The organism is Silvanigrella sp., assembly GCF_044369315.1.
Lineage (GTDB): Bacteria > Bdellovibrionota_B > Oligoflexia > Silvanigrellales > Silvanigrellaceae > Silvanigrella.
Genome location: NZ_JBIPMD010000013.1, coordinates 12,344 through 29,828, shown reverse-complemented (window position 1 = coordinate 29,828; position 17,485 = coordinate 12,344). Strand labels below are relative to the sequence as shown.

Here is a 17,485-nt window from a genome sequence, read left to right as displayed (position 1 = left end):
TGGTTAACACCATTTCAACACCTCTTTCCTAAAAGTTTTTTTCGGATCTGGGTGTCTACTTTCTTAGGGGAGGATCATAGATGTATTTGTGTTTTTATCTTCTGAATTGCTTAATACTTTTGCTATTAAAGAAATTTCTTGTATTTTTTGTTTTGCAAATGCAAGCCAATTTTTGATCTCGGGATCGATATTATTTTCACTATCTAAATCAACAGGTGAATGTAATAAGGAACAACTCGCACTTATCCATAAGTTTTCTCCAAATAAATTTTTAAGATATTTTAAATTCGATTCAATTTTAAATAAGTCCGATTTCCAGATATTTCTCCCATTAATGACACCAACAGATAATACTTTATCTATAGGGTATTGTTTGATTAAACTTTCTATTTGTTCTGGATTAGAGCATAAATCTACATGAAGCCCATGAATTGGTAGTCGATTGATCTGTTCTATTTTATCTTCTATGGAACCAAAGTATGTTGCCAATAAAATTTTTAAGTTATTAAAATTTAATTTTTGATAAGTTTCTGAAAATGAGTTGAGCCATTCAAGTGATAAATCTAGTGTTAAAATAGGTTCGTCTATTTGAAGCCACTCAATATTTTTTTCTTTTAACAATTTAAAAATTTGGTTGTAAGCTGGAATTATATTTTTGATTAAAGTTAATTTATCATAATTAGGATGACTCGCTTTTCCTAGCCATAAATATGTAAGTGGCCCAATAAGAACTGGTTTTACATGATAGCCTTGCTCTTGAGCTTCATCAATTTGCTCGAATAACGTATTTGTAGAAATGGTAAAACTTTGATCTTCTGTAAATTCGGGAACGATATAATGGTAATTTGTATTAAACCATTTTGTCATATCGCATGCTGAAATATTATTTGAATTAGAAGATTGTCCACGAGCCATTAAAAATAAAGAATCTAAATTTATGGTATCTATTTTTTCTTTAAATCGATTTGGAACAACCCCTAACAATGCGCTTGTATCTAAAATGTGATCATACCAAGAAAAATCTCCGACAGTAATATAATCAAGACCGCTTTCTTTTTGCATTTCCCAATTCAATTTTCTAATTTCTTTACCAATATTTTGTAATTGATGTTCAGATATTTCTGAATTCCAATAAGATTCTAAAGCTTTTTTAAATTCACGATTTTTGCCAATTCTTGGGAACCCAAGAATATGTGTATTAAAATTAGTCATATCTAATCTCCTTAAGATAAGTTATGGTTTGTGAAAAATATGAAATTGTTTATTTATTAAAATTTATAAAGTTCAATGCATAAAGTTTAATTTTTTAATAAATATTAAAAAAGAATTAAAGAAAGAAAAAAGAAAGGAATTAAAAATATACTGAGGATAATAGAATAACAGCATTACTGATCTCCACGCTTTAGCTCTATTTATTAAGCGCCTGCAAGCTGCAGTTCAAATTGGCGCTATAAATTAAATGGTAACAAAAAAATTATAACTTTTTAATTTGCATATTAAAACATTTGAATTGAATATTTTTTTTATTGTAAATTTAATCTTATTGATATTTTTTTTATATTCTTCCTGCACCAATACTCTTGGGGTCAAAAGTAAGACGCAATGCTTCTCCAATAAAATTAAGACTTGCCACAATAGAAAATAAGGCGAGAGCAGGGAAAAAAGCTAAATAGGGATTTGTTGTTAAATAATCACGAGCGGAGTTTAAAAGTCCGCCCCAGCTGACGTGGGCTTGACTTACACCTAAGCCTAAAAAACTGAGTCCCGCTTCAGCAATAATAACACCAGCTAATGAAAATGTAGCTTGGACAGCTAAAGGAGAAATTGTGTTAGGGAAAATGTGTTTAAACATCATACGATAATTTGAAGCTCCTAAAGATTTTGCGGCAACAACAAATTCTCTTTCTTTAAAAGATAAAAACTGACCACGAACAACACGAGCATAACTAACCCAACCTGTAATACTTAAAGCGATAACTACATTAATAAGGCCGCCTCCAAAAAAAGCCATGATAGCAATAGGAAGTACCATTGGTGGAAAAGCTAATAATATATCAATAAATCTTGAAATGAGAGTATCTATTTTCCCGCCAAAAAATCCGGCAATAGCTCCTAATGGAATTCCAACGACAAGGCACATACTCACTGTAATTAAACTCACAATTAAAGATGTCGAAGCTCCATTCATAATAAGCAATCCAACACTTTGTCCATTGCCATCTACGCCAAACAAATAATTTAAAGATGGATCTTGAAGTCTTTCCTGAAGATGTATTGGTATATTTGATAATTTAGAAAAAACCAAAGGTAACAGAGCAATAAAAACCCAAAAACATAAAATCATTCCTGAGAATTTTGTTGTTTTATCTTTGCCCGCAATTTTAAAGAAACGATGTGTAATTTTTTTCATGATAATCTTACCCTAGGGTCAAAAACTCGATATAAAATATCTACTAATAAATTACACGCAACATAAATTGTAGCCATTATTATTACACATCCTGAGACAATATTATATTCTCGCTGCTGCACAGCTTCTGCAACAAGACTTCCTAATCCGGGCCAATTAAAAATTTGTTCCGTTATCACAGTTCCACTTAATAATACACCTAGTTGCATTCCTAAAACAGTTAATGTTGGCAAAAAAGCATTTCGTAGCGCATGTTTTGTTAAAACTGTAAATGGAGACAAACCTTTGCTTTTAGCGGTTCTGATATAGTCTTCTTGTAAAACATCTACAATGCCACTTCGAATCATTCGACTTGAAAACGCTGCTAATGAAGCGCCTAAAGTAATGCCGGGTAACACGAAAGAACTTGCTCCGAAATTTCCCATTAATGGAAAAATATCTAACTTAACAGCAAATAACCACATTAAAATTGGGCCAATAATAAAACTTGGAGCTGATATTGCTAATAAAGAAATAATCGCGGCGGCTTTATCTGTAAACTTACCAGAAAATGCAGCACTAATAACACCAACAAATGTCGCTAGTATAATAGAAAATATGAATGCTACTGTTGCTAGTTGTATTGTTTCCCATAATCGTGGCATGATAATTTCAGTTACAGAAATATAGCCTGAATAACTTCTTCCTAAATCACCTTGGCATAAATGAATTATAAAATTAAAATACTGTTTCCATAAAGGATCTTGAAATCCATATAAAGTAAGCCAAGCTATTTTATCCGCATCAGAAGCATCTACTCCTAATATGGTGTCAGCTGGGCTACCAGGGATCATTCTTTGTAGAAAAAAAACAATAGAGGAAACTCCCCAAAGAACAGCTATCAATTGTAAAAAACGTTGCACAAAAATTTTAAGCATTCGTGTCCTTTATTTTTTTGTAACGTTAACAAGAGACCAATATCTTCCGTCAGCGTATAGTTTAAAACCTTCTATATTTTTAGAAACAATTGCAACATTTAAACTATGCCATAAATAAACATAAGGAAGTTCGCCTCCCAATAATTTTTGCGCTTGATCATAAATTAATTTTCTTTTTTCAGGATTGATTTCTTCTTTACCTTCTTGCAAAAGCTCATCTATTTGTGTGTTGGCAAAGGCTCCTCTATTTCCTCCATTAGGTGGCGTCATATTTGAAGCAAAAACAAATCGCAAATGATCAGGGTCTTTAAATCCAACCCAAGGAGAAATCCAAACTTTTGCAACACCTCTTTTTACTTGGTCGCTAAAAACACTATTTTCTAACATTTCAACCGTGGGAGAAAAACCAACATCTTTTAAATTTGCGGCGATTGCTTTTGCAACTTCTACTGTTGCTTTGTTACTATTAGAAACTTTTATAGAAAAAGAAATAGGTTCTTGTAAATTTGCTTCTTTTAAAAGGGATTTTGCTCGCTGAGGATTGAATGGAATTTCAGGTATTGCAGAATCAAAATAATAATTACTTGGAGGAAACATGCTAGAAGCCAAAACACCTTGTCCTTGCAATCTAAATTGTAAAAGACTTTTTCTATCAATTGCATAAGCAATCGCTTGACGAACTTTTAAATTGCTAAAAATTGGATCTCTAAAATTAAATGCTAAGTAGGTCGTTGATAATTTTGGGGCACTTAAAATATGAAAAGTATCTGTTTTTGATTTTTGAATTAAAGAAACTTTATCAGGATCGATTGCATTTTGGGCAATGTCAATATCGCCTCTCACTAATGCAGCATAGCGAGTTCCACTATCTGAAATAATTTTAAAATCCAATTCTTTCATTTTAGGTTTATCAGAATAATTATACTGCTCATTTCTTACTAAAATCCAGTCTGAGGAGTCCGCTGATTTTAAAATATAGGGACCACTCTCATAACCTTTATTATTTATTTCATTAGGCGCAGCTGAATAAACAGCATCTTTGGGTAAAGTGCCAACAATTAAGTTATTTAAAAAAGAGGCATCTGGAGCACTTAACTCAATATGAAGTTGGTTTTCGGAAAGAGCTTTAAATGAAGAAACATTGCTAAAAGCCGCTTTTCTTGGACTAGGAGGAAACCCTTTTTGAGGATTTATAATTTGATTGTATGTAGCTTCAACATCATAAGCATTTATTACTTTTCCATTATTAAACTTGATTCCTTTTTTTAGGCTTATATTCCATGCTTTATTAGATATAGGCTTTATTTCATTGGCTAATACATTTATTAAACTACCTTGTTCATCAAAGCTGACTAAAGGTAAAAACCGTATATTTTCAATGTATAAGCTATTTGCGTCTCCACCTATAATACGAGGGTCTCCTGAGCTTATTTTAGAATCCAATGCAATTGTTAGAATGTCCTTATTATTTCTTTCATTTAAGGAACTTCTGCTTCCTGTTGATAAATAGATGATGTAAGCCACAATTCCAGCTGATATTGCTGAAATTGCTATTCTTTTTGTGATAAAATGGACTGTCATTTATAAAAATCTCCAATTAGGCGCTTTAAAAAAGCTATCGATCAACATATTTTAGGACGGTAAGAAAAACGATGCAAACTTGGATCTCAATGATTAAAAACGTGTTGACGCATGCTTAAGCTATTGCTACAAGCATAGGATATACTGTATTTTAAAAGACAGTGTATTCATTCTCCTTTTGCTCTTTTTAAGGAAGCATTATGGCTCGTATTTCTGTTCAAGATTGTTTAGATCAAATTCCTAACCGCTTTGCTGTAGTTATGCTTGCGGCTCGTCGTATGCGTCAGCTTCAAAAAGGAAGTGATGCTCTAGTTGAATGCAAAAATAAAGAAGCAGTAACTGCTTTACGTGAAATTGCTGCTGGAAAAGTAGGAATTAAAAATGCTGAAATTGTTCCTGGATTACATTTGCCAAACAAGGTTAAGTAGCTTTAATTTAATTCTCTCCCATGAGTTGTGATTCATTCATTTTTTAAAACTGGATCCTGTATTCCATGCAGTTTCCAGTTTTTTATTTTAAATAAAAAGGATTTTATAATGGCTATTCCTTGTCGATATTTTACAACTCCAATTTATTATGCAAATGGAAGTCCTCACGCTGGGCATGTTTATGCTACTATTTTAACAAGTATTTTAAAGACACATTATTCCCAAAGGGGAGAAAATGTAAAGTTTTTAACAGGCCTTGATGAACACGGTGAAGCTGTTCAAGATAAAGCTAAAGAACTTGAAATATCACCGCAAAAACTTGTCGATGACATGGCTGTTTTATGGAAAAAAGAATTTGCAAGATTTGAATTAAATAATGATATATTTATTCGAACTACTGATAAAGATCATGTTAAAAATGTTCAAGATATTTTAAATTATTGCTATAAAAAAGGTGATATTTATTTTGGGGAGCATGAAGGTTATTATTGCATAAAGTGTGAAGGATTTTTAACAAATTCAGAACGTGATGAAAATAATAATTGTTTAGTTCATAAAAGACCAACAGAATTACGTAAAGAAAAAAATTACTTTTTTCGAACATCAAAATATCGAGATAAATTAATTGATCTTATTTCTCAAGGAAAAATAACCCATCAAGAAAAATATAAAAATGAACTTCTTGGGATGCTAAAAAATTTAGAAGGTGATTTAAGTATTTCTCGACCCAAAACTCGATTAACTTGGGGAGTTGAATTGCCCTTTGATAAAGAACATGTTGCCTATGTTTGGTTTGATGCATTGCCAAATTACGTAACAGGTATTGGTGGCTTAGAACAAGCTCGTACAAGCGAATATTGGAAAAATGTAAACCATATTATTGGAAAAGATATTATTAAATTTCATGGTATATTTTGGCCTGCAATGTGTTTATCTTTAGAAATTCCTTTGCCAAAATTACTAATAACGGGTTGGTTGCTAAAAGATGCTCATAAAATGTCAAAAAGTTTAGGTAACGTTGTTACTGTAGACCAAATTTTACATTATGGTCGAGACATGTTTGTTAATTTTGTTTTTAGAGCTACCAATCCTGGCGATGATATTGATATCTCTTGGAAGTCTTATTTTGAAAGATATAACTCTGACCTAGCAAATGGTGTTGGTAATTTATTATCAAGAACTCTTGCGATGATTGAAAAATATTTTGAGAAAAAAATTCCAAATTTTCATTTGAATCAATTAAATGATGAACAAAAAGAAATCGTCAAAATCTCTCAAAATGCTTTAATCAATGTTACGAAATCATTTGATGAATTTAGAATTGCCGATGCTTTGAATGAAATATCTAATTTAATTTCATTTGCTGATAAACTTATTGCAAATCAAAAACCTTGGGAAATTGCAAAAAACTCCGATGAAAAAAGTTTGGCTCAATTAGAAAATATTTTAGCTACTTGTGTTGGTGTTTTAAGGACAGTAGGTTATTTATCTTATTCTTTTCATCCTTCAAAAATGAATGAACTTTTGTTAAGTATTGGCGAAAATTTAAATCAAACTCCTCCTTCTATTTATAAAGTAAAAGAATTTACTTCAATTCATAGTGGATTTGTTTGCGATCATATTCCAAAATTATTTAATCGAATCGATATTGCTGCAGAGCTTGCTGCCATTGAACCAGAAAAGAAAAAAGAAGTTAAAAAGCCAGAAATTAAAAAAGTAGATAAACCAGAAAAATTTTCAAATAAAGAAAATAAAAGTTCGGACTCAAATCTTGCAACAGATATGATACAAATTCAAGATTTTGCTAAAGTACAAATGCGTGTTGGTACTGTTGTCAGTGCTGAGTGTGTAGATGGTTCCGATAAATTATTAAAACTTATTGTCTCTCTAGGTGAATTTGGTGAACGTCAAATTTTCTCAGGAATTAGAGAATGGGTAAAACCTGAGGAAGTTGTGAATCATAAAGTAATTATCGTTTGTAATTTAGCGCCTCGTAAAATGCGTTTTGGAACTAGTGAAGGAATGATGTTATCTACAGATACAATTGAAGGAAAAATAAGTCCTATTTTTCTTCCGGAATACTTGAAAGAAGGTTCTTTATTAAGTTGAACTTGAGTTAAAATTATGTTTTCCGTGAAATAATTAATTTCTAAAGATGGAGAAAATATGGGCTTTAATTATAAAGCGATTTTTGTTGATCTTGATGGTACTCTTCTAAATTCACAAAAAGTTATTTCTCAAAGAAATTTAAAATGTCTCAATGAATTTATTGATAATGGAGTACCTGTAGTTATTGCTACGGGTAGAACATTAAAGTCGGTAAAAAAAGTGACTCAAGGATTAAAAATAGAAACTCCAATTATTACTTTAAATGGAAATGATATACGTAAAAGTATAGATGGATATTCTATGATGCTTTCTTATGTTGATAATAAATTAAAAGAATCTATTTTTGCAATGTGCAAAAATATTTTAAATGGAAACTCCGATTATTATATTCAAAATATTCTTTTTGATACAGCAAACGGTTTTTATTGTTTGCATCCTAATCTTCTCGATTCAAATGAATTTTCTACTCATTATGATTCCGATGTTAAAGAATTGGATATTGATAATCCCCCTGCAGAATCTATTGTTAGCTTTTTATTTTTATTAACACCAGATAGCAATCGTGAAGCATTTTTAATGGAACAAACAAAGTTTTTTAAACCACTTGGTGCAAAATTTTGTACTTTTAATGGATGGCCATGGATAGAACTTGGTTCACCAAAAGTAAATAAAGGAACAGCTATGCAATATGTTTGCGATTATTTAGGAATAAATATGAAAGATGTAATTGCATTTGGAGATGGAGAAAATGATGTAGAAATGTTAGCTGAAGCTGGACTTGGTGTTGCTATGGCAAATGCCGATTTACATGCGCTTAAAATTGCTAAAGCAAAGGCGCTTTCAAATGATGAAGATGGTGTCTCTGTTTTTTTAGAGCACTTAAAACAAGCTGGAAATATTCAATAATGGAAATTTATAAAAAGCCACCTGATTTCAAAGAAGTTGCCAATAAATGGTGGACTCAAGATCGTCTTAAAAAAATTATGGGTGATAAAAACTATACAATAACCCCATTAAATGCGCCGTTATTGTTACGTTCATTAGGTCTATTAAACTCTGATGCTTCTATTTCTCCTGATAATTTAAAAAAGTTTATTCAAATTAATCATATGTTTAATTTGTTAGAACCTCATTTTGAAGATCTGGTTAAAAGACATAAAAAAGTTTGTATTATAGATGCAGGATGCGGAAAGTCTTATCTTACATTTTTACTTGCCTGGTGTTTTCTTGAAAAATGGAAACATCCCGCCGAAATAATTGGTGTTGATACAAATACTAAAATTATAAAAAGCTGTAATGAAAAAGCAGAGAAATTAGGCTATAGCTCAATTTTAAAATTTGAATCCGCTTCTATGTTAACTTACAAGTGGGATAAAGAAACAAGACCTAATGCTGTAGTGGCCCTTCATGCTTGCGATACAGCAACAGATATGGCACTTTCATTTGCTATTAAACAAAAAGCCGACTTTATTGCAGTAGCCCCTTGTTGCCAAGCAGAACTTGCTCGTAAATGGAAAGACAGTGAAATAAGTCATCCCATGTCTCCTGTATTTCATACACCGCAAGTTCGTAGAGAAATTGCAGCACATTTTACAGATGCGCTAAGAATTTGTTTAGTACGCTCTAAAGGCTATGAAGTCACAGCAACAGAGTTTGTGCCTTCTGCTCACACCCCTAAAAATCGTTTGATTACTTGTATTAGAAGAGGTAATCATCTTGAATCTGCTGAAAAAGAATTTGTTTCTTTAAAAGAACATATTGGCGGCAATGTCATTACTCTTGAAGAACTTTTATTGAACGAAATTTAATTAATATAATAATATTTGGAGATTTTTTTTATGCGCATGTCCAAATTAGTTGGTAGAACAATTAAAGAAACACCACGTGATAGCGAATTACCAAGTCATAAATTTATGCTCAGAGGCGGTTTTATGCGCCAGTACTCAGCAGGAATTTATGGCATTTTACCAATTGGAATGCGCTGTATCGCTAAAATTGAAAAAATTTGTAAAGAAGAAATGAATGCTGTTGAAGGACAAGAAATAAGAATGCCTTGTACAGCAACTAAAGAGCTATGGGAAGAAACAGGGCGTTACCAAACTTTTGGAAAAGATATGATGAAGTTTAAAGATCGTCATGAAAAACCAATGGTATTAAACCCAACACATGAAGAACCTGTGGTTTATTTAGCTCGTACTGAAATCACGAGTTATCGTCAGTTGCCTGTTATGATGTACCAAATTCAATCCAAATTTCGTGATGAGCCTCGTCCGCGTGGCGGATTAATTCGCTTGCGTGAATTTACTATGAAAGATGCTTATAGTTTTCATGCAAATGAAGAAGATTTAAAACAATATTATGATCGCGTATATGATGCCTATAATCGTTTCTTTAAGCGTACGGGTTGTAAAAATTTTGTGAGTGTAATGTCAGATAATGGTTTATTTGGCGGAAAATATTCGCATGAATTTCAAATGCTCGCCCCAACAGGTGAAGATAAATTAATTACATGCCCTCATTGTAAATATAGTGCCAATGAAGAAATATCGACTTCTCCATTTGTAATTAAAAAACAAGCAGAAGTTTCTATGACAAAAGAGCATACTCCAAATGCAAAAACCATAGAGCTTCTTACGAATATGTTAAAAATTCCTGCTGAACAAACAGCGAAAGCAGTCATGTTTCAAACTTTAGAGGGAGTGCCCGTAATTTCATTTGTAAGAGGCGACCTTGAGGTTATTGATAAAAAAGTTAGAACATTAGTTAAATCAGAAGTTGTAACGGCAACTCATGACTCTATTGTAAAAGCAGGTGCTGTTGCAGGAAGTACGGGTCCAATTGGGTTAAATTTAAATGAATGTTACGTTGTAATTGATCATACCGTTGCAAAAAGCAATAATTTAGCTACGGGTGCCAATGAAAAAGATTATCACTATGTGAATTTTAATTTAGAAAGAGACTTTTTATCTAAGTTAACAGAAGCAGAAAAAAAGAAAGTTTTAATTGGAGATATTGCCGCTGCAAGAGAAGGCGATCCTTGTCCTAATTGTAACTCTAGTTTAAAAGAAACTCGTGGGATTGAAATTGGGAATATTTTCCATTTGGGGACAAAATATTCAGAAGGAATGGATTGTACCTATTTAGATCAAAATGGAAAAAAACAATATCCTATTATGGGATGCTATGGAATAGGTATTACTAGACTTCTTCCTGCTATTATTGAAGAAAGTCATGATGACAGAGGTCCTATTTTACCTCTACCTATTTCTCCTTTTGAAGTACATTTTTGTGTTTTAAATAGAAAAGAAAATATTATGATAGAAAAATCCGAAGAACTTTACCAAAGTTTAACTAAACAAGGTTTAGAAGTTTTAATGGATGATCGTGATGAAAAACCAGGATCACAATTTGCAGATGCCGATCTTATGGGAATTCCATTTCGCATTATTCTTTCCCCTAAAACTTATGCAGAAGGATGTGTAGAATTAAAATATCGTGATAATAGATTAGATCCACGTAAGGTTAAATTAGAAGAAATTGAAAATATTATATTAGATGAAGTTAAAGAAGAATATAAAAAATACAATTCGCTTTAATGTGAATTGTATTTTAAATTTCAAAAACTATGTATAATTAAATCCAAATTTCAAAAACCTTCATTAATCTTAAATATATAATATTATTACACTAATTTCAATAATTTAATAAAAGATAAAAAACACCGATTAAATATATGTTATAATATAAAATAAAGGATTTATTTATGAAAATACTTTTAACTGGTGCTACTGGATATATTGCAAAAAGATTATTACCAGAGCTATTAGATAAAAAACATGAAGTTTATTGTTGTGTAAGAGATAAAAAAAGATTTGATTTAAGTAAATTTGTAAATAAAAAAATTCATTTAATAGAAGTTGATTTTTTAAAAGAAGAAACACTCCTTAATATACCAAAAGATTTTGATATTGCGTATTATTTAATTCATTCTATGTCTACGGATAATGACGATTTTAAAATTCTAGAAAATATATCTGCATTAAATTTCAAAAATTATATGGAAAAAACTTCTGTTAAACAAGTAATCTATTTAAGTGGAATAATAAATGATACAACACTGTCAAAACATTTAGAATCTCGTAAAAATGTTGAAAATATTTTATCAAATTCTTCCTATGCATTAACAACTTTAAGGACTGGAATTATTGTAGGTTCTGGTAGTGCTTCTTTTGAAATAATTCGAGATTTAGTAGAAAAATTACCTATTATGATTGCTCCAAAATGGGTTAAAACAAAAACTCAACCTATTGCAATAAGAAATGTAATTGAATATTTATCGGGAGTCATGGGAAATAAAGAAACATATTATAAAAGTTATGATATTGGTGGTCCTGACATTTTAACTTATAAAGAAATGTTATTACAATTTGCAAATATAAGAAAACTTCGTCGAATTATATTTGAAGTCCCCGTTATGACTCCTCGTTTGTCTTCATATTGGCTATATTTTGTTACTGCAACAAGCCACTCTCTGGCAAAAAACTTAGTGGATAGCATGAAAATAGAAGTCATATGTAAAGAAAATAATTTAAAAAATATGTTAAATATTAAATTAATTGATTATAAAGAATCGATCCGCATTGCTTTTGATAAAATTGAACACAATCAAGTACTATCTAGCTGGAAAGATGCTCAAACAAGCCCTATTTTAAGTGATGGAATCTCTTCTCACTTAGAAGTACCAAGTTTTGGATGTTTTTTAGATATCAGAAAAGAAAAAGCAGAAAATGTGGAAAAATCTATTGAAAGAATATGGTCAATTGGAGGAATAAATGGCTGGTATTCTGGAAACTTTCTTTGGAAAGTAAGAGGCTTTGTTGATCAAATATTCGGTGGGGTTGGACTCAGAAGAGGTAGAAAAAATCAAACTGAAATATCAGCAGGAGATGCTTTAGATTTTTGGAGAGTATTAATTGCAGATAAAGAAAATAAAAGAATATTATTATATGCAGAAATGAGACTTCCAGGCGAAGCATGGCTAGAGTTTAAAATTGATCAAAATAATAATGTAATCCAAACAGCCACATTCAGACCATTGGGAGTATTTGGAAGGTTTTACTGGTATATCGTATTGCCTTTTCATGGTTATATTTTTAATGGAATGATTAAAAAAATTGCTAAAGGATAATGATTAAGTATTAAAAATATTATTAAATAAAGTTATTTCTTTTTCAGTAATTTGATCTAGAGAAATATAATATTCGCATTGCCATTTTTGAGAATATATCGCTTGCTTTGAATCTGGATTACACCAAGGTGGATAAACTCGAATTGCTCTTTTTCCGCCTTTATTATGAATAGAAATAACTCCTTTTTTTGAAAGAATACTTTTGTCAAAAAGAAATATTCCCGAATTTTTATCATTAAAAACAAAAACCATTATGAATTTAAAATGATCTTCTAAGTCATATGGAGCAATTTCAGCTTCAAGACTTGGGCGTTTCCAAAATGTAACAAATTGCCCTATTTTTGTAGGAGTTGTTTTTGCAACTCTGAAGATTATATTATTATTTTCAATTTCAAATTGACAAGCTCCATATTCAGCGCTTTCTAATTCACGTAAAGGTTCTTTTGTAATTTTTAAATTTAAATTTGAAACAAAATCAATAATTATTTTTGATAGTTGTAACGGGTATTTTTCTAGTGCAGGATTTGATTGCCATTTGTTTTGCTTCATATCACCTTTCTTTCGTCAGAAAGATTTATATCTTAATCATTTAAAGTATCAAGTTATGAAATTATTTTATATTTTGAAAGAGTGATGTTTAATTCATTTTAAAAATTTTTTTTGCATCAAATTCATAGTCATTTAGTTTAGGATTTAAATATTTCGATAATTTTTTAAAATTAATTTTTTTCCAATATGACCTATCCAAGTACTTACTATATTCTTCAGCCTCATTTTCATTGATAGTAGAAAAAATTTTTAAATTCATTTCATAATTTTTTTCTTTTATATCAATTCCATGCAAATAATCATATAAAATAATTACGGCACAGGCACCCGTCATAAAATGGCCACCTAAAGAAATGGATAAGGAACCATTTTTTATTTCTTGAAGCGCTTCTTGTTGCCAATTTAAACCACCAATAAAAATATCTTTACCCGGCTTTCTATTTTTTTCTTTAACTGCTTTTAAAGCACCAAGAGCAATGGGATCATTTGCGGCCCAGATCATATCGAGATCATGATATCTTTTTTGAATTAAAAGCATTTTTTCATATGCTATTTGCCTATCCCATTCAGCAGAAATAATTTGATATAAAGTTATATTTTTATGTTCCAATAAAAATTGATTTAATCCAAGCTCTCTTTCTATTGATGCTTTTGTAGATTTATCTCCATTAATGGCTACTAGAGAATAATTTTTTTTATTTTTAACAATTTTTTTTGTTTTTTTATATATTTCATTTGCAATTTGATAACCCGCATTTACATTATCTGGATAAATAGTGGCAAGCCAGTATTTTAAATTTTCTCTAGGAGTTTTCAAAACTTCTTTTTGATCTTCTGTTAAATCTATATGAGTTAAAATAGTATTTATTTTATTTTTATTTAAAACTTGAAGCATTTGAGGAGCAGCTTGTTTTTCGTTGACAATAAAAACAAAATCTGGTTTTTGTTTTCTTTCAGAAACATTTTTTGCCAATTCTAACATATACATACGATCTCTTTCGGCATATAATACTTCAAATTCAAAACCTAAGCTTAGTGCTGCAGCTCTGGTGAACTCGGCAGAATTTACCCAAAAATCTTCATTAGATTTTCCAGGTACTATGAAAGTAATAGATTTTGAATTTGCATAGTTATGAAAAAAAACAATAAAAATGAATAAGAATATTTTTATGAATTTTTTTTCTTTTTTCTTTAAATAAAATAACATTTTATAGTCACCAATAAATCTAAAAAATTATAAGTTTATTATACCGTTTTTAAAAAATATGTATGTTTATATTTTGACATGCAAAATTGAATAGAATAATAATAAATTTTATAGGAAATAAAATTTAAGGTGATGATATGAATATAGCTGAATTTAAAAAAAACTTGTTATTAGATAAAATTTCTAGTGCCCAAGAATGGTTTTTTATTATATCTGTTTCTTTATTGTGTATGATTGTTTTTATTTCTTCTGATGTTTTTTTGCCTTTTTTGCCGGAAATGACAAAATATTTTAATACTTCGATGAGCTTGTCTCAAATGTCTTTAACCGCTTTTATTATTGGCTTATCTCTTGGACAAATTCCTCATGGGTTGTTATCCGACCGTTTTGGAAGAAAATCTATTTTGAATCTTATGATACCCTTATTTTTATTATCTACATTAGGGTGCATTTTTTCTAAAAATATAGAACTTTTTATTATAAGTCGATTTTTTCAAGCCATTTCTGCTTCTGCATGTATCGTAATCGGGCGTTCTCTATTTTCTGATGTCTTTGAACCTTTAAAAGCGCAAAGAGCATTTGCTATATTAGTCCCTTTAGTTTCGCTTTCTCCCGCTTTAGCGCCTTCTATAGGGGGAGCTTTATCTATTTATTTTTCATGGCACTCTAGTTTTGTGTTTGTGTTTATCTTTGGACTAATCATTAGCTTATTTGTTTTTATTTATTTACCTGAAACAAAACCGATTGAAAAAAGAACTAAAAATTTAAATTTATATAGTATTTTAAATAATTTTTATATTATGTTAACAGATATAAAGTTACTTTATTATATACTTATTGTTTGTTTCTCCACTGCAGTCTGGTGGCTATATGCAGCTGGAGCTCCATTGATGTTTCATAAAATGGGCTATTCTGCAGCAACAATAGGATTATTATATCTACCAGCGGTTATACCTTATTTTACAACTTCACTTGTGGCTCGTTCTTTGCTTAAAACCAAATCTGAAAATTATATTTTAAATATTGGTATAAATGGCATGATGATAGGGTGTTTACTTCTTTTCTTACTAGAATCTTTTAATATTGTTAATATTTGGACATTAATGATTGCTGTAACTTTAATAACGGGTAGTAATGGATTTTTGCTTAGTACAGCTATGTCAGCCGGGATACTTCATTTTTCTAAATATTCAGGTCTTGTGTCTGGATTGCTTGGAACCTTGCAATTATTATCTGGGGCTTTTTCAGCAGCTATAATAGGATTATTTGCAAATGTATTTGATAAGCATTATTTTGTTAACTTAAGTATATTATTTATTGTTTTTGGAAGTATATTATTTTATGTTCTAAAAAGAAAAATAATTAAACTTGAAGCTATAAAATCTTTTTAATAGTGTACTTTCTCGATGAACTATCTGAATTAAGATCAATTAAAATTTCAATAATTCTTTTGGGTCTGGGGCATTTTGTTACATTAAATAAAGAATCAAAATCTTCTTCTTCAACGTTATAAGGCCATTCAAATACACAAATAGAAGAATTTAAATTAAATTCATTCTCTAAACCTAAATAAATAAGTTCTTTTCCATTTTTTAAGCGATATAAATCGAGATGGATTAATTTTAAAATTTTAGAATTTTTTATGCCTTTTAAGGGATTTAATATTTCAGAATTTAAAATAGAAAATGTGGGGCTTGTAGAAAATTCATTTGCTCCAAGAAATATGGATAATTCTTTAGTAAATGCTGTTTTTCCTGAACCAAGATCTCCATCTAAAAAAAGCCAATCTCCAGGTTCCAACTTTGCACATATAATTTTAGCAAGCTCTGGTATTTCAAGAAAACGAAGATTTATTTCAACGTTAGAGTCATTTGCGTTTTGACTCATTAATTTTTCAAAATTAAATTTAAAACTATCAATTTCAGACATTACTTATTATTCTCATATTTTAATAATATTTCCCATATAAGTTCAGCAGTTTTTAAAGCAGATTCTTTTGTAGGGGCGCTTTCAAGTGCTTTTTTTCTTTCTTCAAGCGAATTTATTGTCGATTCAATAAGCTGAATAGCAGAGTTATTTTGAAAAGTATTTTCATCTATAGATTGAGCCCAGCCTTTATTCATAAAAATGCGAGCATTAATAATTTGATCTCCTCTACTGGCATGCATTCCTAATGGAATAAGAATCATGGGAACTCGTGCAGCGGCTAATTCAAAAATACTACTTGCTCCAGCTCTGCAAATAGCAAGATCGGCGCAAGCGTATGCAAACTTCATGCCGTCATTTAAAAATTCGAGTTGTCTATAATTTGTTAAACCAGGAAGTTCAAATTTATTTCCTTTACCAACAATATGAATAATATTGTAATTCTTATGCAACTCAGGAATAATTTCAAACATTTTTTTATTTAAACTTTGGGCACCTAAGCTGCCACCAAAAATTAAAATTGTTTTTCTCTCTGTAGATAAAGAAAAATATTTATGACTTTCTTCTTTTGATGCAGAAAACAAAGATTCTCTAATTGGCAATCCAATTTCAATTACTCTATTTTGAAATAATGGTGAAATTCTTTTACTAGTTTCAGGAAAAGCAACAAGAGCTTTTAATGCAAAAGGAATAGTTAATTTAGTTGCTAATGCAGGAGTAGCATCACTTTCATGAATAAGAATAGGAATGCCGCGCAGCCAAGCGGCCCATACAACAGGAGCAGAAACAAAACCACCTTTAGAAAATACAATAGAAGCTTTTACTTTTCCTAGTAATATAAAGGCTTGTATTATACCTAATAATATTAAAAAAGGATCGGTAAAGTTTTTTAGGCTAAAGTAACGGCGTAATTTTCCTGTGGCAATGGAGTAATACTTCCAGGTAGGTTGGTTGGAGAGGACAAGATCCTTTTCCATTCCAGATTGTGAGCCAACATAATGAACGTTGATTTTATTTTCTTGGAAAGCCTTTGCTAGTGCCGAATTACTAGCTTCAAATATGGCAAAATGAGGCCAAACATGGCCAGCAGTTCCACCACCTGTAAGCACAACATTAAAATGATTTTCAGATTCTTTATGAGCCATTCTTTGTGCCACTTCTATTAAATGT

At 30.4% G+C, this 17,485-nt stretch carries 15 protein-coding genes; 7 read left to right on the top strand and 8 right to left on the bottom strand.

What is annotated here, in order from left to right:
• Positions 1–63: 63 nt before the first annotated feature.
• The 4 genes from ACIQ56_RS02490 to ACIQ56_RS02475 all read right to left on the bottom strand — a co-directional run bounded on the left by ACIQ56_RS02490 (position 64) and on the right by ACIQ56_RS02475 (position 4,908).
• Positions 64–1,212: a hypothetical protein gene (locus ACIQ56_RS02490; RefSeq protein WP_397599501.1), complete on the bottom strand. Its 1,149-nt coding sequence runs from the start codon at positions 1,210–1,212 to the stop codon at positions 64–66.
• Positions 1,213–1,555: 343 nt separating this feature from the next.
• Entirely contained in the window at positions 1,556–2,410 is an 855-nt protein-coding gene (locus ACIQ56_RS02485; protein WP_397599500.1) for an ABC transporter permease, read from the bottom strand.
• A complete protein-coding gene (locus tag ACIQ56_RS02480; protein WP_397599499.1) occupies positions 2,407–3,327 on the bottom strand; it encodes an ABC transporter permease in 921 nt (306 codons plus the stop codon). The genes ACIQ56_RS02485 and ACIQ56_RS02480 overlap by 4 nt, the downstream gene beginning before the upstream one ends.
• A gap of 9 nt (positions 3,328–3,336) precedes the next feature.
• Positions 3,337–4,908 (bottom strand): ABC transporter substrate-binding protein, encoded by a 1,572-nt coding sequence (locus ACIQ56_RS02475; protein ID WP_397599498.1) that lies wholly within the window; start codon positions 4,906–4,908, stop codon positions 3,337–3,339.
• Positions 4,909–5,108: 200 nt separating this feature from the next.
• On the opposite strand from ACIQ56_RS02475, the gene rpoZ reads away from it, so the two are divergent.
• From rpoZ to ACIQ56_RS02445, 6 genes are all read left to right on the top strand, one after another.
• On the top strand, positions 5,109–5,336 hold the full coding sequence (rpoZ, locus tag ACIQ56_RS02470; protein WP_148698522.1) for a DNA-directed RNA polymerase subunit omega: 228 nt from the start codon (positions 5,109–5,111) through the stop codon (positions 5,334–5,336).
• A 108-nt stretch (positions 5,337–5,444) separates the two neighbouring features.
• On the top strand, positions 5,445–7,445 hold the full coding sequence (gene metG / locus ACIQ56_RS02465) for a methionine--tRNA ligase (RefSeq protein ID WP_397599497.1): 2,001 nt from the start codon (positions 5,445–5,447) through the stop codon (positions 7,443–7,445).
• A 57-nt stretch (positions 7,446–7,502) separates the two neighbouring features.
• Positions 7,503–8,351, top strand: coding sequence for a Cof-type HAD-IIB family hydrolase (locus ACIQ56_RS02460; protein ID WP_397599496.1), 849 nt, complete (start codon positions 7,503–7,505; stop codon positions 8,349–8,351).
• Positions 8,351–9,253, top strand: coding sequence for a class I SAM-dependent methyltransferase (locus ACIQ56_RS02455; RefSeq protein WP_397599495.1), 903 nt, complete (start codon positions 8,351–8,353; stop codon positions 9,251–9,253). The genes ACIQ56_RS02460 and ACIQ56_RS02455 overlap by 1 nt, the downstream gene beginning before the upstream one ends.
• 30 nt (positions 9,254–9,283) lie before the next feature.
• Positions 9,284–11,041 (top strand): proline--tRNA ligase, encoded by a 1,758-nt coding sequence (locus ACIQ56_RS02450; protein ID WP_397599494.1) that lies wholly within the window; start codon positions 9,284–9,286, stop codon positions 11,039–11,041.
• Between the two features lie 167 nt (positions 11,042–11,208).
• On the top strand, positions 11,209–12,633 hold the full coding sequence (locus tag ACIQ56_RS02445) for an SDR family oxidoreductase (protein WP_397599493.1): 1,425 nt from the start codon (positions 11,209–11,211) through the stop codon (positions 12,631–12,633).
• Positions 12,634–12,636: 3 nt separating this feature from the next.
• Here ACIQ56_RS02445 and ACIQ56_RS02440 read toward each other — a convergent pair whose 3' ends face one another.
• Both ACIQ56_RS02440 and ACIQ56_RS02435 read right to left on the bottom strand, forming a co-directional pair.
• A complete protein-coding gene (locus ACIQ56_RS02440; protein ID WP_397599492.1) occupies positions 12,637–13,182 on the bottom strand; it encodes a MepB family protein in 546 nt (181 codons plus the stop codon).
• Between the two features lie 88 nt (positions 13,183–13,270).
• Positions 13,271–14,389: an ABC transporter substrate-binding protein gene (locus ACIQ56_RS02435; protein ID WP_397599491.1), complete on the bottom strand. Its 1,119-nt coding sequence runs from the start codon at positions 14,387–14,389 to the stop codon at positions 13,271–13,273.
• Between the two features lie 137 nt (positions 14,390–14,526).
• Between ACIQ56_RS02435 and ACIQ56_RS02430 the strand changes: the two genes are divergently transcribed.
• Entirely contained in the window at positions 14,527–15,780 is a 1,254-nt protein-coding gene (locus tag ACIQ56_RS02430; RefSeq protein ID WP_397599490.1) for a multidrug effflux MFS transporter, read from the top strand.
• Here ACIQ56_RS02430 and tsaE read toward each other — a convergent pair.
• Both tsaE and ACIQ56_RS02420 read right to left on the bottom strand, forming a co-directional pair.
• Positions 15,764–16,318 (bottom strand): tRNA (adenosine(37)-N6)-threonylcarbamoyltransferase complex ATPase subunit type 1 TsaE, encoded by a 555-nt coding sequence (gene tsaE / locus ACIQ56_RS02425; RefSeq protein ID WP_397599489.1) that lies wholly within the window; start codon positions 16,316–16,318, stop codon positions 15,764–15,766. The two genes, ACIQ56_RS02430 and tsaE, sit on opposite strands and share 17 nt — an antisense overlap.
• The gene (locus tag ACIQ56_RS02420; RefSeq protein ID WP_397599488.1) at positions 16,318–17,460 is read right to left on the bottom strand and encodes a UDP-N-acetylglucosamine--N-acetylmuramyl-(pentapeptide) pyrophosphoryl-undecaprenol N-acetylglucosamine transferase; all 1,143 of its coding nucleotides are present in this window, start codon (positions 17,458–17,460) and stop codon (positions 16,318–16,320) included. Before ACIQ56_RS02420 ends, tsaE begins: the two co-directional genes overlap by 1 nt.
• Positions 17,461–17,485 lie beyond the last annotated feature (25 nt).